A 20,231-nucleotide genomic window follows, 5' to 3' on the forward strand; every position below is an offset into this window, starting at 1 on the left:
GCGCCCTGTCTGGAAGAGCGCCAGGACAGGGGGGCGGCCTGTTGTGCGTGGTAAAGAAGCAACATCCTCAAGCATTGCCATGTTTTTATTGAACATTTCGCGCAGGAATTAACTTCTGTGCAACGATTCTCGTTAGAATGATTTTCCCTTTCATTCTGAGTCAATCATGTTCAATACTTTTGGTTTTGGCCGCTCCCTGATGGCCACCGTGCTGGCACTTTCCTGCATCTGCTCTGCCCAGGCGCAGGAACAGGGAGCCCAGAAAATCACGCCCGAGCAGTTCGAAGCATCGCTCAACTACCAGACCGGCAAGATCACCCTGCCGGGTTCGCTGGCCACGCTCAATTTGCCTGCCAATTTCCGCTATCTCAACCCTGCCGATTCCGAGCGCGTGCTGGTGGAGGGGTGGGGCAACCCGCCGGGCAACGAGACGCTGGGCATGATCGTGCCTGCCGACACCAGCCTGCTAAGCGCTGCCGGCTGGGGCGTGGTGGTGACGTACGAAAAGGATGGCCACGTCAAGGATGACGACGCCGACGACATCAATTACGACGAGTTGCTGACCGAGATGAAGTCGGGCATGGAAGAGGCCAACAAGGAGCGCAAAGCCCAGGGCTACGGTGCCATGACGCTGGTGGGCTGGGCCGAGAAGCCTAGCTATGACAAGGCCAGCCACAAGATGTACTGGGCCAAGGAACTGCGCACCGAGGGCGATACCGCGTCCGGCCTGAACTACAACATCCGCGTACTGGGCCGCGAAGGCGTGCTGGTCCTGAACGCCGTGGCGAACATGGCGCAGATCGACGTGATCCGCAAGGAAATGAAGCACGTGACGGCTGCCACCGACTTCACGGCAGGCAACCGCTACGCCGACTACAACGCCGCCACCGACAAGACTGCCGAGTATGGACTGGCTGCGCTGGTGGCGGGCGGCGTGGCTACCAAGCTGGGCCTGTTCGGCAAACTGTTCGCGCTGGTGCTGGCGTTCAAGAAGTTCATCATCATCGGCATCGGCTTTGCCGGCATGTGGCTGTACCGGGTATTCGCCGGCCGGCGTGAAGCGAAAGTCAACTTGGAGAAGTAAGCGGCGTCGCGCACGGCTTGTGTCCTGAAAGATGTGTATTGGTAAATGGCATTAGCCCCTATAATCGCTGCTGCCATTCACCAAGCACGACAATAAGGGACAACATCCGTGAATCAGACATTGGGCCACAAGCTGTTTCGTACCAAGACGGCGAGCAAGCAACAGGAAGGCGGCCTTGCCCGCACCATGGGCTTGTTCCCGCTGACCATGATCGGCGTCGGCGCCACCATCGGCACCGGCATCTTCTTTACCATGGTGGAAGCGGTGCCCAAGGCCGGTCCCGCCGTCATCCTCTCGTTCTTGCTTGCCGCGCTCACCGCCGGCCTGACTGCCCTGTGCTACGCGGAACTGTCGTTCCGCATCCCCGCGTCCGGTTCCTCGTATTCCTTTGCCTACGCCACGCTGGGCGAATTTGCCGCTTTCATCATTGCCGCCTGCCTGCTGCTGGAATACGGCCTGGCAGCCAGCGCCACCGCCATTGGCTGGTCTGAGTACCTGAACAATTTCCTGCAAATGGCGTTTGACATCCAGATACCGGAGCATTTGCGTACCGCCATGTTCGTCGCCGATGCCGACCACGGGGTAGAGTTCCATCCCGGCCAGTTCAACCTGCCTCCGATCCTGCTGGTGATCATGTGCGGCATCCTCCTGATTCGCGGTACCAAGGAGTCGGCCATGGCCAACGCACTGATGGTGCTGGTCAAGCTGGCGATCCTGCTGTTTTTTGTCGTCATTGCGCTGACCGGTTTCAATGCCGACAACCTGACCCCGTTTTTCCCCTCCGGCGAAGGCAATGCGGCCCTGGCCGGTGTGACGGCGGGCGCAGGCCTGGTCTTCTTCTCGTTCATTGGCCTCGACACGGTGGCGACGGCAGGCGAAGAAGCACGCAATCCGACCCGCAACGTACCGATCGGTATCCTGGCGGCGCTCGGCATTGTCACCCTGTTTTACATGCTGGTGGCGGTGGCTGCGGTGGGCGCGCAGCCGGCCGAGATGTTTGCCGATCAGAAGGCCGGCCTGTCAGTCATTCTGCAAAACGTTACCGGCAGCGCGTGGCCAGCCGTGGTCCTGTCGGCCGGCGCGGTGATCTCGGTCTTCAGCGTGACCCTGGTGACGATTTATGGCCAGACCCGCATCCTGTACGCAATCAGCCGCGATGGCCTGATTTCGCCGGCGTTTTCCCGGGTCCATGCACGCACCCAGGCCCCGGTCATCAATACGGTGATCGTCAGCATTGTGGTGGCCCTGGTGGCGGGCCTGGTGGACTCCACCTTCCTGTGGAATATGGTCAGCATGGGCACGCTGACGGCATTCATCGTGGTCTCGATCGCCGTGCCGGTCCTGCGTGCGCGCCAGGGCGAAGCGCTGACCCGCGGCTTCAAGGTGCCATTCGGCCCATACCTGGTTCCCGGCCTGTCGGTTGCCGCATGCCTGTGGATCATGTACGGCCTGTCGAGCGAAACCTACCAGGCGTTTGCGGTGGTGATGGTGCTGGCGCTGGCGACCTATTTCCTCTACAGCATTCGACATTCGAAGCTCAATCAGGGCTGAGGGGGCAGGGCGAGCACGGGCTCACCCGGCTGCCCTCTGGTCCACCGACGTGTGGCTGCTGCGGCGCGGCTTGGGCCGCTCCAAGGACTGCATCATGGGTCAAAGCAAAAGGCGACTGCGCCGTGGGCGGGCGCATGAGCGACTAGGGCCTGCCATCTGAACGCGACCCGCTCACTGAATAGGTCGCCGCTCGTCACGCGGTGTCAAGGTTCGGCCGGCGCGAATTCGAGAACAACATGAGCATCATTGCCCCAACCCCGGTCATGCACAGGTGCATAAAAGGCCGATGACTTGGGCGTCAGGGTGAGATTCAATGTGCGCGCGCCCTCGACCAACACTGCTGAGTTCAGTTTGGCCCCGGCAGTAAATTGCATTGGTATTTTTTTCGAGTGGCAGATACCGCCCGCCAGCTTGAAGGTGGCCCGCATGACCAAGGGCAGCTCATCTTTGATCATTGCCCACTGCATCTCACACTCGAGCCGAAGGTCACCCAATCGGCGTACCGACGGCGCCAGCCCGGGTGTCTGCACCACGGGTTCAAACCTTGCCTTGCCGGCGCTTGCGGATGCCACAAGATATGCTTCCTTGCCAGGTTCGCGCTGCTGGTGCAGGGTGAAGCGGCCATTCGTGTCTAGCTCGATGGCCTGCTTGCCCGCATCGTCGACCAGCTCCAGCGACAGAGCTTTCCCGCTCAGCGAAATCAGGCGAAGGCCAATCTCCGCTTGCGGCGCCAGAGCCCGCAAGCGTTCCGCGGCGTCCATGCCACGCGCATACGCCTGGTAGGAAAGCCGTTCCGGATTTTTGAACGCGACAATATTGACTTCCTGCGCCGCGCCTGGGTCGTGCGGCGCTTGCAAGGCTGAATCCATTGCGTTCACGTCGGCAAAGCACAGGAAAAAACCAGCCAGAATCGCGCCATCCCATCCCCTCTTCATACGCCACTCTCCTCAAACGCCAGGTGATGGCGTGCCACTGCCTTGCGCGAAAGATCCGTCAGCAGACCGCGGGTGACGCCGGGCTGGGACAGCATGCAAGTGACGCTGCGAGGCGGCTTCCGGATAAATTGCAGGAGCTCAAAAAATGGACTACTAAAAAACGTCGTTTTGTACATTTTTGAACATTAATGGTCCTGTCCAGGAAACGAGTGGGCTGGTTCAGGGTTCCTTTTTCTGGAACATCGTAATTCGCTGCACCACCTGGCTGTGACGCGCCACGGTAATCTCGGGCTTTTACAGGTTTAGATTCGGGCAAATCAAGGTGCTTCGGCAAAGAATTGTATGTTGACCAAAACTTACTAGTCAATGTTATATAGCGGAAATTATTTCATTTTTCACTTGTTTTCCGTGGGGAAAAAGCATTTTTTAGGCAAGGTAATGTTGGGGGCCGGATGGTGGTGGACCAGCTTGCGGTGGGAAGGCGGCCAAACGTCTGCCTGGCGACGGATACGTGGCGGCGGTGCCATCCGATGGCTGGCACTGGGCTGGTGCCGCAAGCCGGCTCCCGGCGTGATTGCCATGAGTGCGGCAGTGACGTCGGTCTGATGGTTCTCCTTGTAGTTGTACGCAATTACCGTAGCTTGGCGGAGCGGCGCAGTGCCAACACAGTATAGGGGTAGGCGAGGAGAATAAAGGTAGGCTTGCCGGTGGCGCGCAGGCGGGATGCTTCCTAATGCGTCGCTTCGGCACCAGGCGCAGAGCGAGCGTAAAAAAGCCACGCGGCCTGGCGGCGGCGTGGCTTTTAATAAACGTTGCAGGATTACTGGACGTTCATTTCTTTCAGCAGATTGTCAGCCTTGTCCACATGCTTCATGTTCCACAGCATGTAGCGCACGTCGACCTGGATGTCGCGCGTGTTGTCCTGGTTGTAGTCCCAGTCGGAAATGATCGAGTCGAGCGTGCCGTCGAATGCCAGGCCGATGAATTCGCCCTTGGCGTTCAGCGCTGCCGAACCCGAATTGCCGCCCGTGATGTCCAGCGTGGCCAGGTAGTTCACAGGCACGGTCTTGAGCTTGGGATCGACATACTTGCCGAAGTCCTTGGCCTTGATCGCAGCTAGTTGGGCAGCCGGTGCATTGAACTCGCCTTCGCCGGTGGCCTTAGCAACCACGCCCTTGACGGTGGTAAATGCGGTCCACGAGCCAGTGCCGTCGGCGCCGTACGGACGGCCCTTGATGTTGCCGTAGGTGACGCGCAGGGTGCCGTTGGCGTCAGGGTAGACGGCGCGGCCCTTGCTGGTCATGTAGGCGATCTTGGCCTTCATGTAGTTGGCGTAGGCTTGCTGGATCTTGCCCTGCAGTTCTTCGTCTTCCGCTTCCGCTTTCAAGCCCTGCTCGTACATGGCCACGGCGGCCTTGATGAAGCTGTCGTTGCTGGCCTTGAAGTCGGCTGGCGACTTGCCCAGCCATTCGGCACGGAACTTGGCGTCGTTCAGCTGGGAGCCGGCGTACATGGCGTCCAGGCGGGCCTTGAGCTGCTCGGCGCTCATGCCGTCAACGATGCCCATGGCGGCGTCGAAGTTGGCATTGCGCTGGGCTTTTGGCTGGGCTGCATACTTGACCAGGCTGTTCATGACCAGGGCCTTGTCGACCTGCTGGTCGTAGGTGCGGTCAATGCCGGCCACGCCAGCCTTGAAGCGCGGCAGGTCGCGTTCCTGGTAGCCAGCCTTGCGCTCGGCGTTTGGCTTGGCGCTCTCGTTGGCCAGGCGATACAGCTGGCGCGCCGTGTTGAGCAGGCGTGGCGTGGCGTAGCCAAGGTAGAAGTCGCGCTTGGTTTCCGCATCGCGCTGGGCAATCAAGGCTTCGACCAGTTCAATGTCGCCGCCAAACTGGGCCTTGCGCGCGGCGTTGCTGTGAACCCATGCCTTCAGTTCGCTGTGCTCGCGGGTCTTGCGCTCAAGGATGTCGCTGCCTTCGTAGCTGGTCAGCATGCCCTTGCGGTTCTTGTAGTAGTTGTTGACGCCGGCAACCTGGCCTGCGTACTTGAGCTTGGCGTCCGGATTGTTCTTGGTCTCGCGCTCGATGATGGCCAGCGTTTCAGCCGACTGCTTGACGAAGGCCGGATAGCTCCAGTCAAACGTGAATGCCACTTCCGACGGCAGGCGGTGGCGGTTGGTGCGGCCGGGGTAGCCCAGCGCCATGATGAAGTCGCCTTCCTTCACGCCTTCCTTGGCCATTTTCAGGTGGGTCGCAGGCTGGTAAGGCACGTTGTCCTTGGAATAGTCGGCAGCCTTGCCGTCCGGGCTGACGTAGGCGCGGTAGAAACCGTAGTCGCCCGTGTGGCGCGGCCACATCCAGTTGTCGGTGTCGCCGCCGAACTTGCCCACGCCTTCAGGTGGTACGTGCACCAGGCGCACGTCGCGGATTTCCAGCTGCTTGATCAGGTAGAACTCGAGGCCGCCGTAATAGCTGGCCACGTTGCAGCGGTGGCCGGCATCCTGCTCGCACTCGGCCACCATGGTCTTCATGGCTTTTTCCATGGCATCGACACGGGCCTTGCCGGACAGCTTGGCGATCTCGGGGGTGATGATCTTGTCGCTGACGTTGGTCACGGCCTTGGTCACGTAGACGCGGCTGCCAGGAGCGGCCGGCAATTCTTCGGCAAAGGTCTTGGCCAAAAAGCCGTCGGCCAGCAGGTTGCGCTCAGGGGTCGAGTTCACGGCCACGCTGTTGTAGACGCAGTGGTGGTTGGTGGCGACCAGACCCTGCGGAGAGACAAACGAGGCCGAGCAGCCGCCCAGGCTCACGATGGCATTCATCGGGAATTCGGTCAGTTTGGTCAGGGTCGCAGGATCGAGTTTGAGTCCGGCTGCCTTGAGTTGCTTGGCTATTTGTGGCAGCTGTTGCGGCATCCACATGCCTTCGTCGGCATAGGCGGAGGCGCTGCTGAGGACAGCTAGCGCGATGAGGGTTTTTTTCATTCGATTGTCTCTTTTTGGTCGTCGGAACAGAAGGGCGCCTTTTGGGCGCCCTAGAGTATCCGCAGCGCTCATATTTTAGTCAACCTAATTCTGCTCCGAATGACACGTTCTCCTTGCCAGTATTGACGCTGTTGATATGTATATGCATGCCGCCCGGGGCCGCGCGCCTACAGCTGGTCGCCCACCAGCGATGCCATTTTGCTGAGCAGTTTGTCCAGCAGGGGACGGTTTTGCCACTGGGCGTAGGTGACGAGCTTGCCATGCTTCCAGTCGTCGTTAAAGATCGCCACTTGTTCCTTGGCGAACTGGGCATCGATGATATTCAGGTTTGCTTCGTCATTGAGGCTGAACGAGCGGTTGTCGAAATTGGTGGAGCCGACCGACACCATCAGCGAGTCGACCACCAGCGCCTTGACGTGGTACATGGTGGGCTGGTATTCGGCAATCTCAATGCCGGCGGCCAGCAGCGGGCCCCAGCTTTCATGGGAAGCGGCGCGCACGATCTTGGAATCAATGATTGCGCCGGGCGTGAGGATGCGCACCTTGACGCCCCGCCTGGCCGCCGCCACCAGGGCCTTGATGGTCAGTTCGTCAGGCACGAAGTAGGACGCCGACAGGTGGATGGTGTCCCGGGCCGCCGTGATCGACATCAGGTACATGAGCAGCATGCTTTCGCTGCCGCCGCTGGGCGAACTGCTGAACATCTGGGCGGCGTGGCCGCCCACGGGCGCGAGCGCGGGAAAATAGGCCGGGCCGTCCAGTACGGTGCCGGTGGACTTGGTCCAGTTGTCGTTGAACACGGCCTGCATCTGGCCCACGACCGGGCCTTCGACCCGGAAATGCGTGTCGCGCCAGTGCTGCTTGTCCTGGGCCGTGCCGCGCCACTGGTCGGCAATGCCGACCCCGCCCGTAAAGCCGATCTTGCCGTCAATGACGAGCACCTTGCGGTGGGTCCGGTTGTTCAGTTTGGTCAGTTTCCACCACACCGGCTTGTGGAAGCGCTGCAGCTTGACGCCCGAGGCCTTCATGGCGTCAATGGCGGCCAGATCCATCTTCATGCTGCCGATGAAGTCGAGCATGACATGCACCTTGACGCCGGCGCGGGCGCGCTCGCTCAGGGCCGCGGAAAATTCCTTGCCGATCGATTCGGACCAGTAGATATAGGTTTCCAGGGTGATCGTGTGCTGCGCTTCGCGGATGGCCTTGAGCATGGCGGGAAAGATCTGGTCGCCATTGAGGAGGACGTCGACCTTGTTGCCTTCGAGGATAGGCGGGCCAAGCAGCACCCCCATGGAACGCCGGAACTGGGGATCGTCCGTGCTGTACAGGCGCTGCAGCTGCCGCTCGATTTTCTTCTCGGCAGGCATGAAGTTGAAAGTCAAAAACACTGCGAGCAGGGTCAGTGCGCAGGCGATGAGCGCTGCGGAAATTGGTTTTATTCTCATGGCATGGTCCAGGCGAAAAAAAACCAACGCGCCAGGCGTTGGTTTTAGTGGGGATGGTACATTTTTTATTAACGTGCTTTTCCGCGACGCAGCAGGTTCACGATCGCCAGCAGAATCACAGCGCCGAGGAACGATACGAGCAGCGACGTTACGCTGAAGTCATCGGAATTGATGGTGCCGGTGCCAAACAGCGGCGACAACAGCCAGCCACCCAGGAAGGCGCCAACGATACCGACGATCACGTTCAGGATCATGCCCTGCTCTGCGTCCGTCTTCATGACCATGCTGGCCAGCCAACCCAAGATACCACCGACAATAATCCAGATGATGAAGTTCATGATAATTCCTCCTATTAGTTAAGAAAACAGCTCCCAGGCCACCGTGTTGATTGCTGGGCCGTGTCTAAAGATTAAGGTCGCACAGTACCCCGGTCGGTGCGGCAACGAACGTAACGAGGATTGTTCTTTTTATATTTATTTCTTGCTCCTTGGAATGGTCAGCACTTCGTGCGGCAGCGTACAGAAGGAGATGGGTCGGCGACTTATCGTTTCGTCACTGGCAAACAATTCCAGGTTTGTACGCAAGCCCCACATAAATAATTCGAAAGGAACTGACATGAGCAACTACGACACCACGACGCAAAAAAATTCCCGCATGGTTACTGGCCTGTTCCGCGACCGTACCAGCGCAGAGCGTGCTTATAACTCGGTTGCCGATCGTGGCTATGGCAAGGACGACGTCACCCTGATGATGTCCGACGAAACGCGCAAGCAGCACTTCAACGACACCGAAACTGAACTGGGCAGCAAAGCTGCCGAAGGCGCCGGCATCGGTGCCGGTATCGGCGGCACCATCGGCGCCGTGCTGGCAGGCGTGGCCGCCGTCGGCACCACGCTGGTACTGCCAGGCATTGGCCTGGTCGTTGCCGGCCCAATCGCCGCCGCCCTGGCCGGTGCCGGCGCCGGCGGTCTGGCAGGCGGCCTGGTCGGCGCCCTGATCGGTGCCGGTATCCCTGAAGAGCGCGTCAAGCACTACGAAGAAGGCATCAAGAATGGCGGCATCCTGATGGGCGTGCACCCACGCAGCGATGAAGATGCGCAGCACATCGAGCGCAGCTGGACCGACAATGCAGGTGAGCACATCATCGGTACCGGCGTGGGCGCCGCCGGCGGCGCCGTGACCGGTGCTGCCATCGGTTCGGCCGCAGGTCCGGTGGGCACCGTGGCCGGTGCCGCCATCGGCGGTATCGCCGGCGGCCTGGCAGGCAAGGGCGCTGCCGAAGTGGTCAACCCCAAGGCCGGTGACGACCTGACCGAACACCACATGGCCAAGGGCGTTGGCGCAGGCAGCGGCGCTGCCATGGGTGCCGCAGCCGGCGCCGTGGCCGGCCCGGTCGGCATGGCGGCAGGTGCTGCCATCGGCGGTATCGCCGGCGGCCTGACCGGCAAGGGCGTGGGCGAAGTGGTCAATCCACAAGCTGGCGACGAGCTGCATGACCACCACCTGGCCAAGGGTGTGGGCGCAGGCGGCGGCGCGGCCATGGGTGCTGCTGCCGGCGCCGTGGGTGGCCCGGTCGGCATGGCAGTAGGCGCAGGCATTGGCGCCGTGGCCGGCGGCATGGCAGGCCATGCGGCAGGCGCGATGGTCAATCCAGAAGAAGAGTCGGCCTACTGGCGTTCGTCGTACCAGACCGCGCCTTACTACACCCAGGGCTACACCTACGATGACTACGGTCCTGCCTACGAGCTCGGTTACAACAACCGCGGCCGCTACGCCGGCCAGAGCTTCGACTCGGCAGAAAACGACCTGTCGAGCGAGTGGGAGCGTACCAAGGGCAAATCGCGTCTGACCTGGCAGCAAGCCAAGTCCGCTTCGCGCGCAGCCTGGGACAAGGTTGAGCGCGCCATGCCGGGCGACTTCGATCGTGATGGCCGCTAATCGGGCAGCAACAGCCTGAGTGCGCGTAAAAAACCCCGCTTCCCTTGATTGGGAAGCGGGGTTTTTTCATGGGTGCGCCAATCAGGCTGCGGCTTAGTTCTTGACCGCTTCGACCTGGATGGCCAGCTTCACTTCGGGCGAAAACATCGGCAAGCCCTTGGTGATGCCGAAATCGGCACGGTTGAAGGTGCCCGAGGCGTCGGCGCCACATACTTCCTTCTTGAACATCGGGTGCTGGATGCACTTGAACTTGTTGATCTGCAGCGCCACCGGCTTGGTCACGCCATGCAGGGTCAGCTCGCCATTGATGGCCGTGGGGGTGTCGCCGGTAAAGGTGATGGAATTGGACTTGTAGGTCGCCGTCGGGAACTTGGCCACGTTGAAAATATCTTCCTTTTTCGCGTGGGCATTCATGGCATCGTGGCCAAAGTCGATCGAGCTGGCATCGATCACGATGTCCACGCTGCCCGTCTTGGCAGCCCGGTCCAGCACGATGCTGCCGCTGGTCTTGCGAAACTTGCCGCGCCATACAGAAATTCCCATGTGGTCCGCTTCAAAGCTCGGGTAGGTATGGTTCGGCTCGATGGTATAGGTTTCTGGTGCCGCGATCGCGCCGGCCGCCATGCCGGACGCCAGGAATGCCAGGAGCAGGTGATTCAATTTCATAAGTTTCCTCTGTCTGAAAAAATAAAGTGGATATTGCGCTTACTGCGTTGCCGCGATGCGGAAGCGGATGGTGACTTCATCTGCCACCATGCTCGTGTCTTTCCATTCGCCTTCACCGATGTTGTACGCCAGGCGCCGGATCGGCAATGCGCCTTCAAAAATCTGCTTGCCCGCCTCGTTTTTCACGGTCAGGGGAAAGCTGACGTCACCGGTCTTGCCCTTGATGGACAGCTTGCCCGTCACGTTCAGCTTGCCCGGCCCGGCCGGCTTGATCGAGGAAGACACGAAGGTGGCCTTGGGATACTGGGCCGAATTGAACCATTCCTTCTTGGCCACTTCACGCGTCAATTCCGCTTCCCCCACGTCCAGGCTGGCCGTGTCGATCTCCATGCTGGCGCGCGAAGCTTCCGGTTTGGCCGGGTCGTAATCGATGCGGGCCGCGAATTTCTTGAAGGCGGCCCTGGCGGTCACGCCCATCTGTTTGAATTCCACATTGACGGCGCTGTTGGCAGGATCGGTCCTGAGCGGCGCCGCGGATGCGGCCACGGCAACGGCAAGCAGGGCGCCAAGCAAGGTGCCACTAGTAATTCTCATAGGTTCTCCGGTAGAAAAAGGGATTAGGCTAGGGGCAGCATGCGCTTGAGTACGCCGTCGCGGTCAATGAACTGGTGTTTGAGGGCGGCGGCGACGTGAATGGCAACACAGGCAGCCAGGGTCATGTTGAGCCAGTAATGCACCGTCCTGAGCACCGCCTTGAGTTCCTGATCGGGGCCAATGAGGACCGGCAGCTCGAACAGGCCAAAGTACACGACCGGAAAGCCGGCGGCCAGGGTGTAGAAATAGCCGGACAAGGGCACGGCAAACATCAGCACATACAGCAGGGCGTGCAGGGCATTGGCAGTACGCTGCTGCCAGCCCGGCATGGTCGATGGATAAGGGGGCGCCGGATGCGTGAGGCGCCACAGCAGGCGCAGCGCGGCCAGGGCGAGGATGGTGACCCCGGCCCATTTGTGCCAGGAATAGAACTTGAGCTTGGTCGGCGTGATGCCGGGCATCTCCGTCATGACCAGGCCCATGGTAAAGGCGCCAATGATCATGAGGGCGACCAGCCAGTGGAACAGCATGGCAATCCGGGTATAGCGTGGCATGGCGGCCCCTGAATTAGTACGTGTTAGGACAATATCACAAAAAGGATCGATTTGCGCTTGGGCCCGAGGGTAGCATGAGCGCGCACGGCTTGCTGTTCGAAAAAGGCGTTATACGACAGCTAAGGTAAAATTCGCCGGTTGGGCCGCTGTTTGGCCCTCCAGTGCCTTTTATTTGATTCAGGAATTCCGATGACTGCTGCTTTCCTGCGTGCCGCCGCTGTGTTGCCCCTGCTGCTGGCGCTGCCGGGCCGCGCCCTTGCCGACCCCCAGGTGCTCGACATTGCCGACCTGTCGATTGAAGAGCTGGCCAATATCCAGGTCACGTCCGTATCCAAGAAGCCTGAGCCGCTGGCGGGCGCGGCCAATTCCATCTATGTCATCACGGCCGACGCCATCCGCCGGTCCGGCGCCACCAGCCTGCCTGAAGTGCTGCGCCTGGCACCCAACCTGCAGGTGGCAATGGTCAGCAATGGCGCCTATGCCATCAGCGCGCGCGGCCTGAACGGCAGCAATAACAGCGCACCGAACAAGCTGCAAGTGCTCATCGACGGGCGTTCGGTGTATTCGCCCCTGTTTTCAGGCGTGTTCTGGGATGCCCAGGACCTGATCCTCGAAGACGTGGAAAGGATCGAAGTGATCAGCGGCCCCGGCGGCACACTGTGGGGCGTCAACGCGGTCAACGGCGTCATCAACATCACGACCCGCCATGCCGCCGACACGGCCGCCTCGCTGGCCGTGATCTCAGCCGGGCGTGGCGTCGATGCCGCCTTCCGCCAGGGCGGCGCCGGACTGGGCGGACACTGGCGCGTGTACGGCAAGGTGCTCAATCAGCGCGCCACGCGGACGGCCCACGGCGCCGTCAATGACGAGCGCGACCAGGTGCAAGTGGGCTTTCGCGGCGACTGGCGGCGCGGCAGCCACCGTGTCAGCCTGCATGCCAATGCCTACCAGGGCCAGGCCGAGCAGCCCGAGCCCGGGGCCGTGGTCACCGGCGCGCAACTGGTGCTGGGCCCCATCGACACCTCGGGCGTGAACCTCACCGGGCAGTGGAGCTATGCCATGGACAATGGCGGCACATTCAGCGTCCAGGGATACCTTGACCGTACCGACCGTACCGTACCGCCCACTTTTGGCGAACAGATCGATATCGCCGACCTGCAAGTCCAGCACACGCTGGCCGCGCGCGGCCGCCACGCCCTGGTGTGGGGCGCGAGCCACCGCCATACCTGGGATGATGTCAGAAACAGCGAATTTGTCTCCTTCCTGCCGGCCCGGACCACCCAGCAATGGACCAGCCTGTTTATCCAGGATGAGGTCACCATCAGCGATTCCCTGCGCCTGACGGCGGGCGGGCGCGTCGAGCGCAACGAGTACACGGGCACCGAAGTCTTGCCCACGCTGCGCCTGGCGTACGCGCCCAGCCCCACCCAGACGCTGTGGGCCAGCGCCTCGCGCACCTTCCGCGCTCCCTCGCGGCTCGATGCCGATGCCTTCATTCCCGGCGTGGCGCCATTCCTGCTGCGCGGCGGCCCGCGCGTGCGCGCCGAACGGGCCGACGTGCTGGAACTGGGCTACCGGGCCCAGCCAATGCCTGGCCTGTCCTATGCCGTCACCGCTTTTTTCAATGATTACGACCACTTGCGCACCCAGGAAATTGATCCTGGCGGCACCTTTGTTCTCTTCGACAGCCTCATGCAGGGCCGTGCGCGCGGCCTGGAGATGTGGGGCAGCTACCAGGCGAGCCCTGCCTGGCGCCTGACCGCGGGGCTGATGGCCCTGCACCAGGATTTCCAGCTCAAGCCCGGCAGCAATGACCTGGCCGGCCCCGGTACCGCAGGCAAGGATCCTTCCCATACCGCCCAGCTGCGCTCGAGCTACAATATCGACGACAGCAGGCAGCTGGACCTGGCGCTGCGCAAGGTCGGCGCGCTGAGCAATCCCGATGTGCCCGGCTACGCCGTGCTGGACGCGCGCTTTGGCTGGCGCGTGAACAAGGGCGCCGAGCTGTCCCTGATTGCCCGCAACCTGGGCCGCCGCCACGGCGAAAACGGCCCGCTGGCCACCCGTACCGAGATTGCCCCGTCGCTGGGCGTCAAGCTCGTGTGGGAACGCTGAGCCAGGCTGGCACCGTCGCCCAGGCGAAAAAAATCCGTGCATGCCGGTCAGGCAGCACGGATTTTTTTTACCCGGCCCTGATCAGATGGCGCGCGCCAGCTGCGCGGCAATGCCGGTGTAATTGGCGGGCGTCATGGCCAGCAGCAAGTCTTTCGCATCCTGCGGGATGTCCAGCTTGCTGACGAATTCGCGCAGCGCCTCCCTGGAGATGCCCTTGCCGCGCGTCAGTTCCTTGAGCTGCTCGTAAGGATTTTCAATGCCATAGCGGCGCATCACGGTCTGGACCGGCTCGGCCAGTACTTCCCAGTTCGCCTCCAGGTCCTGCTCCAGGCGGGCGGCATTGACTTCCAGCTTGTTCAGGCCGCGCAGGCAGCTGTCGTAGGCCAGCAGGGCGTAGCCCAGGCCCACGCCGATATTGCGCAGGACGGTCGAATCGGTCAGGTCGCGCTGCATGCGCGACACGGGCAGCTTTTCGGCCATGTGCTTGAGCACGGCGTTGGCCAGGCCCAGGTTGCCTTCCGAATTTTCAAAGTCGATCGGATTGACCTTGTGCGGCATGGTCGAGGAACCGATTTCGCCGGCCTTGGTGGTCTGCTTGAAGTAACCGAGCGAGATGTAAGCCCAGATGTCGCGGTTCAGGTCGAGCAGGATGGTGTTGGTGCGGGCAAAGGCATCGAACAGTTCGGCCATGTAGTCGTGCGGCTCGATCTGGATGGTATAGGGGTTGAAAGTCAGGCCCAGGCGCTGCTCGATTACGTTTTTCGAGAAGCTGGCCCAGTCAAAGCCGGGGTAGGCGGACAGGTGGGCATTGTAGTTGCCCACGGCGCCATTCATCTTGCCCAATACCTGCACGGCGGCGATGCGCTCGGCGGCGCGCTGCAGGCGGGCCACCACATTGGCCATTTCCTTGCCCAGCGTGGTCGGGCTGGCGGTCTGACCGTGGGTGCGCGAGAGCATGGGCACGGCGGCATTGTCGCGCGCGAGCTGGGTCAGCTTGTCAATCACCTTGTGCAAGGCCGGCAGCATGACGCTGTCGCGCGCGGCCTTGAGCATCATGCCGTGCGAGGTGTTGTTGATGTCTTCCGAGGTGCAGGCAAAGTGAATGAACTCGGTTGCGGCCAGCAGCTCCGGCACATCCTTGACCTGCTCCTTGAGCCAGTATTCCACGGCCTTGACATCGTGGTTGGTGACCGCTTCGATTTCCTTGATGCGGGCCGCATCCTGCTCTGAAAAATCGGCCGCCATGCGTTCGAGCACGGCATTGGCCTGGGCCGAAAAAGGCTTGATTTCCGCAAAGCCCGCTTCCGACAGTGCTTGCAGCCAAGAAATTTCCACTTTGACGCGGTGGTGCATGAAGCCGGCTTCGGACAGGATCGGGCGCAGTTTGTCGGTCTTGGCGGCGTAGCGGCCATCGAGTGGGGACAGGGCCGAGAGCGTGGAGTAAGGAGCGGTAGTGGTCATGGACAGGGCTTTGGAAGAGAAAAAAATCGGTGCGCGCGCGGTGCGGATGCCCGGCATTTTACCACCGGCGCGCTTGTCAAGCCCGGGCCGGGGCCGCTGTTGTGGCCGCACCGCATGTGTGCGCATGCGAGCCAGACGGGTAAAACCCGATGCTATACTTGTCCGCCAACGTCCAACAAAAGTTCCTATGAAACTCATCGGTTCCCTGGCCAGTCCCTACGTGCGCAAGGTACGCGTGGTGCTTGCTGAAAAAAAGCTCGATTACGGTTACGAACTGGAAAATGTGTGGGATGCCGGTACCCAGATCCACCTCGCCAATCCCCTCGGCAAAGTGCCCTGCCTGCTGATGGAAGATGGCAGCAGCATGTACGATTCGCGCGTGATCGTTGAATACCTCGATACCCTCACGCCCGTGTGCAAGCTGCTGCCGGCCAACGCGCGCGACCGCGCCGCCATCAAGGGCTGGGAAGCGCTGGCCGACGGCGTGCTCGATGCGGCGGTGCTGGTGCGGCTGGAAAAGACGCTGCGCCCGCAGGAGCAGCAAAGCGCGGCCTGGATCGAACGCCAGATGGGCAAGGTCCATGCCGGCCTGGCCGTGATGTCGGCCGAGCTGCGCGACTCGCCTTTTTGCAAGGGCAACCACTACACGCTCGCCGACGTTGCCGTCGGCTGCGCGCTCGGCTGGCTCGCCTTCCGCTTTCCCGACATTACCTGGCGCGACGACTATCCCAATCTCGCCCGCCTGCACGACAAGCTGTCCGAACGCGCCTCATTCAAAGACACGCTGCCGCAGTAGTCATCATGCCTACGTCCCCACCGGCCGACCCGCCAGCTGCCAGGCAGCGGGTCCAGATGGCGGATATTGCGCGCGCGGCCGGCGTCTCCAAGGCCACTGTCTCGCGCGCGCTGTCGGACAGTCCGCTGGTGAGCGACGAGACCCGGGCCCGCATTCGCGCCCTGGCCAAGTCGCTGCGCTACACCATCAACCTGGAAGCGCGCAACCTGCGGCGCAAGGACAGCCGCACCGTGGGCGTGGTGCTGCCTTTTGACTCCGACACCCGGCGCCACCTGAACGATCCCTTCTTCCTCGGCATGCTGGGGGCCGTGGCCGACGCCCTCACGGTGCGCGGCTACGACATGCTTCTCACGCGCGTGGACGCCCAGCAGACCGACTGCGCGGCCCAGCCTTTCGATACCGGCCGCGCGATCGGCATCATCCTGATTGGCCAGTGGCGCCAGCATGCGCAGCTCAACGATCTGGCCGCGCGCGGCGTGCCAATCGTGGCCTGGGGCGCGCAGCTGCCTCAGCAGCGCTACACCACGGTGGGCGGCGACAATGTCAGCGGCGGGATGCTGGCCACCGCTCACCTGATCGCGGGCGGACGGCGCCGGATTGCCTTTTTCGGCGACATCAACCTGCCGGAGGTGGCGCAGCGCTACCGCGGCTACTGCAATGCACTGGCCCAGCATGCGCTGCCGGTGGACCCGCAGCTGCGCGTGTCGGTGCCTTTCGTTCCCGGTGGCGGGGCCCAGGCCGTGCAGGAACTGGTGCGGCGCGCGGTCGGCTTTGACGCCATCTTCGCCTGCAGCGACCTGCTGGCCATGGAAGCGATCAATACTCTGCGCGGGCAGGACCGGCTGGTGCCGCGCGATGTCGGCGTGGTCGGCTATGACGACATCGTGCTGGCAGCGTATTATCATCCACCGCTGAGCACCATCCGCCAGCCGATCGGCGCGGCCGGCGAGCTCTTGGTGACATCGCTGCTGGCGCTGGTGGACGGGGCGCAGGCGCCGTCGGTACACCTGCCAACGGAACTCATCGTGCGCGCCAGCGCCGCATAATCAACTTTGACAAAGGACCCCATGACAACGGTAGTGTATGGCGAAGCACTGGTCGACGATTTCGGCGCCGAACAAGTCGTCGGTGGCGCACCCTTTAACGTGGCGCGCCACCTGGCAGCCTTCATGGCGCCGCAGCTGCTCATCACCCGCATCGGCAATGACCGCAACGGCGCCGTGGTGCACGGCGAATTCGAGCGCTTTGCCATGTCCGAGGCCGGACTGCAGATCGACAAGATGGAGGAAACCGGCCGGGTCGTGGTCGAACGCATTGGCAAGGGTCACCGCTTCGTCATCCTGCCCGGCCAGGCGTATGACTTCATCAACCCGGAACAGGCCATCGCCGCGCTCGAGACGGTGGACGCTTCCATGTTTTATTTCGGCACCCTGGTCCAGCGCAGCGCGCGTTCGCGCGACACCCTGCACGCGCTGCTCGACGCCACCCCGGCCACCCGCTTTCTCGACCTGAACCTGCGCGAAGGGTATATTGATGAACGCTGCGTGTTCCAGTCGATGCACGCGGCCGACGTGGTCAAGGTCAATGAAGAAGAGCTGCAAAACCTGTTTGGCTGGTACTGCGACATCCGGCCATCGGACGGCCCGCTGGCGCCCGACGATGTGCGCACGGCCTGCGCCGCCCTGGTGCAGCTGTTCGCCCTGGAAGGCTTGATTGTCACGCTGGGCAGCCGCGGGTCGGCCTGGTTTGGCGCCGATGGCGAGGTGATCGTGCACCGCGATAACCCGGTGCCGCCCTTCGTCATCGATACCGTGGGCGCGGGTGACGCCTTTGCCGCCATCTGGCTGCTGGGACGCGCGCGCGGCTGGCCGCTGGAGGTGGCACTGGCGCGGGCCAATGCATTTGCCGGCGCCGTGTGCACCATTGCCGGCGCGGTGCCGCGCGACATGGGCTTTTACGACAAGTGGGAAGCGCGCTGGCGCTGACGCGCCGCCACGACAGAGTCGCCGCCGGCGCGGGGGAGGGCGGGCCAGGTGCCCGCCGCCGTTACATCTGGCTTTGCAGGTAGTTCTGGATGCCGATCTTGACGATCAGGTCGAGCTGGGTTTCGAGCCAGTCGATATGTTCTTCGGTGTCTTCCAGGATCATGAGCAGCAGGTCGCGCGATACATAGTCGCCCGCCAGCTCGGCCGCCGCGATGCCTTCCTTGACGGTGAGCTGGGATGCCTGCTCCAGCTTGAGGTCGCACTCGAGCATTTCCGGCGTCGATTCGCCGATCAGCAGCTTGTGCAGGGCCTGCAGATTGGGCAGCCCGTCAAGCGTGAGGATGCGGTCGATGAGCTTGTCGGCGTGTTTCATTTCGCCAATCGACTCGTCGTATTCCTTCTTGGCCAGCTTTTCCAGGCCCCAGTGGCGGTACATACGGGCATGCAAGAAATACTGGTTAATTGCCGACAGTTCGTTGGTGAGCTGAGCGTTCAGCAAGCGGATGATGTTCTTGTCGCCCTTCATGGGAATTCTTTCTGCAGTGGTGGTGGTAGCGGCCATCATAACAAACCCCGCCCGGCGCGGCAAAATCGTGCGTCCGGCCAACCGGGCGCCGGCAAGGGGTTGGTGCAGGCGAAAAAAAAGCCCCGCAAGTGCAGGGCCTGATGACGGGCAAGAGCTCAGCTCGCGAGCTGGAAGTTGACGGGGACGATGACATACACGGCCACCGCGCGACCGTCTTCCATGTGCGGCTTGAACTGGGCACGCAGGGCGGCCTGGCGGCCCGCTTCATCCAGGCGCGGCGAACCGGACGAGCTGTGCACCAGCGCCTGCTCGGGCCTGCCTTTTTCATTGATCAGGATGCGCAGCATGACGCGGCCCTGCTCGCCCATGCGGCGCGACATTTGCGGGTAGACGGGCTGCGGTTCGCGGACGTATTCCACGCCCGACGTGATGGTGCGTGGCGTGGACGCCACAGCAGCCGGGGCGGGCGCGGCCGCCACCACCGGGGCCGGGGGCGGCGGGACGGGGCGCACTTCGGCCGGGGCGCTGCTCTGCACCGTGGTGATCACGTTTTGCTGGGGCGCGAACTGCACTTCCGGCACCGGTACCACCGGCAGCGCGGGGGGCGGCAGCTGGACCACCGGCACCAGCTTGGGCGCGGCCGGCGGCGGCTTGACTTCGGCAACCGGCGCGACAAAGCTGACCAGCACCGCGTCCGGCAGAGCGGCGTCCACCATGCGGGTAAGCATGCCACTGTAGGCGGCGTAGAACAGCACTGCATGCGCTCCCAGCACCGCCGCCAGCGGGCCGAACTTGGCGCGCAGCCGGGCCAGGCCGCTGCCGGCCGTGCCCGGATCCGGGATGTCAGAATAGAACAGTGCGCTCATGGACAGGTATTCAGGCGGTTTGGGCGGTACGGAACGAGATTTCCTTTACCTCGATGCGGGTGTCGAGGTGGGCATGGAGAACCTGGCGCGCACAGCTGCCGCACTTGCCGCAGCAGGTACCCACGCCCAGGTCGCGGCTCAGCTCAGCCATGGTGCTGAGGCCCAGATCGACCGCCTGGCGAATTTCACGGTCAGAGATGTTGTTGCATACACAGACAATCATTGATGCACCTTCCAGCTTCAAGCGGTTCGTTCGGTCTATAATGAGAATCATTATCACTTAGATTTGTATTTTCCAATAAGCCGAACATGATTGCAAGCGATTTAAGCAAATCCTGAATAGAAATAATTCGCATTTGCGTCTATGATGCTAATATCCAACACGAAACTTCTCTTGCTGGGCTCCGAATTTGCCGCAGAGCCCCGTTTTTAGTCCGATAACCGAGTCCAGCCATGACCCTAGCTCCTACCGTGACCACGCTTGATACCCTGCCAGCTGGCCACAGCGCCACCGTGATCCACCTGGCCCCGTCCGGCGATGCCGAAACCGGCGTGGACATCGCGCGCCGCCTCATGGAACTGGGCTTCGTGCCGGGCGAGCGCATTCGCATGCTCAAGCGCGGCGTGCCCGGCGGCGACCCCATGGCGGTGCGCGTGGGCCAGTCCACCTTTGCCTTGCGCCGCTTCGAGGCCGCCCTCATCTCGATCCAGCCCGAATAACCTGATCCCTCACCA

General features: G+C 62.2%; 19 protein-coding genes. 8 read left to right on the plus strand and 11 right to left on the minus strand.

Going from position 1 to position 20,231, the window contains the following annotated elements; all coding sequences use genetic code 11:
* The first annotated feature begins 166 nt into the window (after nucleotides 1-166).
* Complete coding sequence (locus KY495_RS10390) at nucleotides 167-1,084, plus strand: DUF2167 domain-containing protein (RefSeq protein ID WP_229518571.1); 918 nt, start codon at nucleotides 167-169, stop codon at nucleotides 1,082-1,084.
* A gap of 108 nt (nucleotides 1,085-1,192) precedes the next feature.
* Nucleotides 1,193-2,635 carry an APC family permease gene (locus tag KY495_RS10395; RefSeq protein WP_229518572.1) on the plus strand — a complete coding sequence of 481 codons (1,443 nt, stop codon included), beginning with the start codon at nucleotides 1,193-1,195 and terminating at the stop codon, nucleotides 2,633-2,635.
* 203 nt (nucleotides 2,636-2,838) lie between these two features.
* Here the strand turns inward: KY495_RS10395 and KY495_RS10400 are convergent, their stop codons facing one another.
* From KY495_RS10400 to KY495_RS10415, 4 genes are all read right to left on the minus strand, one after another.
* Nucleotides 2,839-3,570 (minus strand): hypothetical protein, encoded by a 732-nt coding sequence (locus tag KY495_RS10400; RefSeq protein WP_219883556.1) that lies wholly within the window; start codon nucleotides 3,568-3,570, stop codon nucleotides 2,839-2,841.
* A gap of 820 nt (nucleotides 3,571-4,390) precedes the next feature.
* The gene (locus tag KY495_RS10405; RefSeq protein ID WP_219883557.1) at nucleotides 4,391-6,550 is read right to left on the minus strand and encodes a S46 family peptidase; all 2,160 of its coding nucleotides are present in this window, start codon (nucleotides 6,548-6,550) and stop codon (nucleotides 4,391-4,393) included.
* 167 nt (nucleotides 6,551-6,717) lie between these two features.
* Nucleotides 6,718-7,995, minus strand: a complete 1,278-nt coding sequence (locus KY495_RS10410) for a phosphatidylserine/phosphatidylglycerophosphate/cardiolipin synthase family protein (protein WP_374040999.1) — start codon at nucleotides 7,993-7,995, stop codon at nucleotides 6,718-6,720.
* 68 nt (nucleotides 7,996-8,063) lie between these two features.
* Entirely contained in the window at nucleotides 8,064-8,333 is a 270-nt protein-coding gene (locus KY495_RS10415; RefSeq protein ID WP_219883558.1) for a GlsB/YeaQ/YmgE family stress response membrane protein, read from the minus strand.
* A 277-nt stretch (nucleotides 8,334-8,610) separates the two neighbouring features.
* On the opposite strand from KY495_RS10415, the gene KY495_RS10420 reads away from it, so the two are divergent.
* Nucleotides 8,611-9,933, plus strand: a complete 1,323-nt coding sequence (locus KY495_RS10420; protein WP_219883559.1) for a hypothetical protein — start codon at nucleotides 8,611-8,613, stop codon at nucleotides 9,931-9,933.
* Nucleotides 9,934-10,026: 93 nt separating this feature from the next.
* Here KY495_RS10420 and KY495_RS10425 read toward each other — a convergent pair whose 3' ends face one another.
* Genes KY495_RS10425 through KY495_RS10435 form a run of 3 tightly spaced genes read right to left on the minus strand, consistent with a single transcriptional unit; the run spans nucleotide 10,027 to nucleotide 11,747 of the window.
* Nucleotides 10,027-10,599: a YceI family protein gene (locus KY495_RS10425; RefSeq protein WP_219883560.1), complete on the minus strand. Its 573-nt coding sequence runs from the start codon at nucleotides 10,597-10,599 to the stop codon at nucleotides 10,027-10,029.
* Between the two features lie 39 nt (nucleotides 10,600-10,638).
* Entirely contained in the window at nucleotides 10,639-11,193 is a 555-nt protein-coding gene (locus KY495_RS10430; protein WP_219883561.1) for a YceI family protein, read from the minus strand.
* Between the two features lie 23 nt (nucleotides 11,194-11,216).
* Nucleotides 11,217-11,747 carry a cytochrome b gene (locus tag KY495_RS10435; RefSeq protein ID WP_219883562.1) on the minus strand — a complete coding sequence of 177 codons (531 nt, stop codon included), beginning with the start codon at nucleotides 11,745-11,747 and terminating at the stop codon, nucleotides 11,217-11,219.
* Nucleotides 11,748-11,936: 189 nt separating this feature from the next.
* Here KY495_RS10435 and KY495_RS10440 point away from each other — a divergent pair, with 189 nt between their 5' ends.
* A complete protein-coding gene (locus tag KY495_RS10440; protein WP_219883563.1) occupies nucleotides 11,937-13,862 on the plus strand; it encodes a TonB-dependent siderophore receptor in 1,926 nt (641 codons plus the stop codon).
* An 81-nt stretch (nucleotides 13,863-13,943) separates the two neighbouring features.
* Here the strand turns inward: KY495_RS10440 and purB are convergent, their stop codons facing one another.
* Complete coding sequence (gene purB, locus KY495_RS10445; protein WP_219883564.1) at nucleotides 13,944-15,323, minus strand: adenylosuccinate lyase; 1,380 nt, start codon at nucleotides 15,321-15,323, stop codon at nucleotides 13,944-13,946.
* A gap of 187 nt (nucleotides 15,324-15,510) precedes the next feature.
* On the opposite strand from purB, the gene KY495_RS10450 reads away from it, so the two are divergent.
* Genes KY495_RS10450 through KY495_RS10460 form a run of 3 tightly spaced genes read left to right on the plus strand, consistent with a single transcriptional unit; the run spans nucleotide 15,511 to nucleotide 18,104 of the window.
* Nucleotides 15,511-16,119: a glutathione S-transferase C-terminal domain-containing protein gene (locus KY495_RS10450; protein ID WP_219883565.1), complete on the plus strand. Its 609-nt coding sequence runs from the start codon at nucleotides 15,511-15,513 to the stop codon at nucleotides 16,117-16,119.
* A 5-nt stretch (nucleotides 16,120-16,124) separates the two neighbouring features.
* On the plus strand, nucleotides 16,125-17,165 hold the full coding sequence (locus KY495_RS10455; RefSeq protein WP_219883566.1) for a LacI family DNA-binding transcriptional regulator: 1,041 nt from the start codon (nucleotides 16,125-16,127) through the stop codon (nucleotides 17,163-17,165).
* A gap of 21 nt (nucleotides 17,166-17,186) precedes the next feature.
* Complete coding sequence (locus KY495_RS10460; protein ID WP_219883567.1) at nucleotides 17,187-18,104, plus strand: PfkB family carbohydrate kinase; 918 nt, start codon at nucleotides 17,187-17,189, stop codon at nucleotides 18,102-18,104.
* A 61-nt stretch (nucleotides 18,105-18,165) separates the two neighbouring features.
* Here the strand turns inward: KY495_RS10460 and bfr are convergent, their stop codons facing one another.
* The 3 genes from bfr to KY495_RS10475 all read right to left on the minus strand — a co-directional run bounded on the left by bfr (nucleotide 18,166) and on the right by KY495_RS10475 (nucleotide 19,719).
* Nucleotides 18,166-18,630 (minus strand): bacterioferritin, encoded by a 465-nt coding sequence (gene bfr / locus KY495_RS10465; RefSeq protein WP_219884200.1) that lies wholly within the window; start codon nucleotides 18,628-18,630, stop codon nucleotides 18,166-18,168.
* 155 nt (nucleotides 18,631-18,785) lie between these two features.
* Entirely contained in the window at nucleotides 18,786-19,496 is a 711-nt protein-coding gene (locus tag KY495_RS10470) for an energy transducer TonB (RefSeq protein WP_219883568.1), read from the minus strand.
* Nucleotides 19,497-19,506: 10 nt separating this feature from the next.
* Nucleotides 19,507-19,719: a bacterioferritin-associated ferredoxin gene (locus KY495_RS10475; protein WP_219883569.1), complete on the minus strand. Its 213-nt coding sequence runs from the start codon at nucleotides 19,717-19,719 to the stop codon at nucleotides 19,507-19,509.
* A gap of 230 nt (nucleotides 19,720-19,949) precedes the next feature.
* On the opposite strand from KY495_RS10475, the gene KY495_RS10480 reads away from it, so the two are divergent.
* The gene (locus KY495_RS10480) at nucleotides 19,950-20,216 is read left to right on the plus strand and encodes a FeoA family protein (protein WP_219883570.1); all 267 of its coding nucleotides are present in this window, start codon (nucleotides 19,950-19,952) and stop codon (nucleotides 20,214-20,216) included.
* Nucleotides 20,217-20,231: the final 15 nt, after the last annotated feature.

The sequence above is a fragment of the Massilia sp. PAMC28688 genome (assembly GCF_019443445.1).
Classification (GTDB): Bacteria; Pseudomonadota; Gammaproteobacteria; order Burkholderiales; family Burkholderiaceae_D; genus Telluria_A.

What these genes read in the sequence shown, in the direction of transcription:
- KY495_RS10450 (WP_219883565.1), top strand. Translation starts at nt 15,511, where the DNA reads ATGAAACTCATCGGTTCCCTGGCCAGTCCCTACGTGCGCAAGGTACGC.
- bfr (WP_219884200.1), bottom strand. Translation starts at nt 18,630, where the DNA reads ATGAAGGGCGACAAGAACATCATCCGCTTGCTGAACGCTCAGCTCACC.
- KY495_RS10475 (WP_219883569.1), bottom strand. Translation starts at nt 19,719, where the DNA reads ATGATTGTCTGTGTATGCAACAACATCTCTGACCGTGAAATTCGCCAG.
- KY495_RS10470 (WP_219883568.1), bottom strand. Translation starts at nt 19,496, where the DNA reads ATGAGCGCACTGTTCTATTCTGACATCCCGGATCCGGGCACGGCCGGC.
- KY495_RS10390 (WP_229518571.1), top strand. Translation starts at nt 167, where the DNA reads ATGTTCAATACTTTTGGTTTTGGCCGCTCCCTGATGGCCACCGTGCTG.
- KY495_RS10415 (WP_219883558.1), bottom strand. Translation starts at nt 8,333, where the DNA reads ATGAACTTCATCATCTGGATTATTGTCGGTGGTATCTTGGGTTGGCTG.
- KY495_RS10455 (WP_219883566.1), top strand. Translation starts at nt 16,125, where the DNA reads ATGCCTACGTCCCCACCGGCCGACCCGCCAGCTGCCAGGCAGCGGGTC.
- KY495_RS10420 (WP_219883559.1), top strand. Translation starts at nt 8,611, where the DNA reads ATGAGCAACTACGACACCACGACGCAAAAAAATTCCCGCATGGTTACT.
- KY495_RS10425 (WP_219883560.1), bottom strand. Translation starts at nt 10,599, where the DNA reads ATGAAATTGAATCACCTGCTCCTGGCATTCCTGGCGTCCGGCATGGCG.
- KY495_RS10460 (WP_219883567.1), top strand. Translation starts at nt 17,187, where the DNA reads ATGACAACGGTAGTGTATGGCGAAGCACTGGTCGACGATTTCGGCGCC.
- KY495_RS10400 (WP_219883556.1), bottom strand. Translation starts at nt 3,570, where the DNA reads ATGAAGAGGGGATGGGATGGCGCGATTCTGGCTGGTTTTTTCCTGTGC.
- purB (WP_219883564.1), bottom strand. Translation starts at nt 15,323, where the DNA reads ATGACCACTACCGCTCCTTACTCCACGCTCTCGGCCCTGTCCCCACTC.
- KY495_RS10405 (WP_219883557.1), bottom strand. Translation starts at nt 6,550, where the DNA reads ATGAAAAAAACCCTCATCGCGCTAGCTGTCCTCAGCAGCGCCTCCGCC.
- KY495_RS10435 (WP_219883562.1), bottom strand. Translation starts at nt 11,747, where the DNA reads ATGCCACGCTATACCCGGATTGCCATGCTGTTCCACTGGCTGGTCGCC.
- KY495_RS10430 (WP_219883561.1), bottom strand. Translation starts at nt 11,193, where the DNA reads ATGAGAATTACTAGTGGCACCTTGCTTGGCGCCCTGCTTGCCGTTGCC.
- KY495_RS10410 (WP_374040999.1), bottom strand. Translation starts at nt 7,995, where the DNA reads ATGAGAATAAAACCAATTTCCGCAGCGCTCATCGCCTGCGCACTGACC.
- KY495_RS10480 (WP_219883570.1), top strand. Translation starts at nt 19,950, where the DNA reads ATGACCCTAGCTCCTACCGTGACCACGCTTGATACCCTGCCAGCTGGC.
- KY495_RS10440 (WP_219883563.1), top strand. Translation starts at nt 11,937, where the DNA reads ATGACTGCTGCTTTCCTGCGTGCCGCCGCTGTGTTGCCCCTGCTGCTG.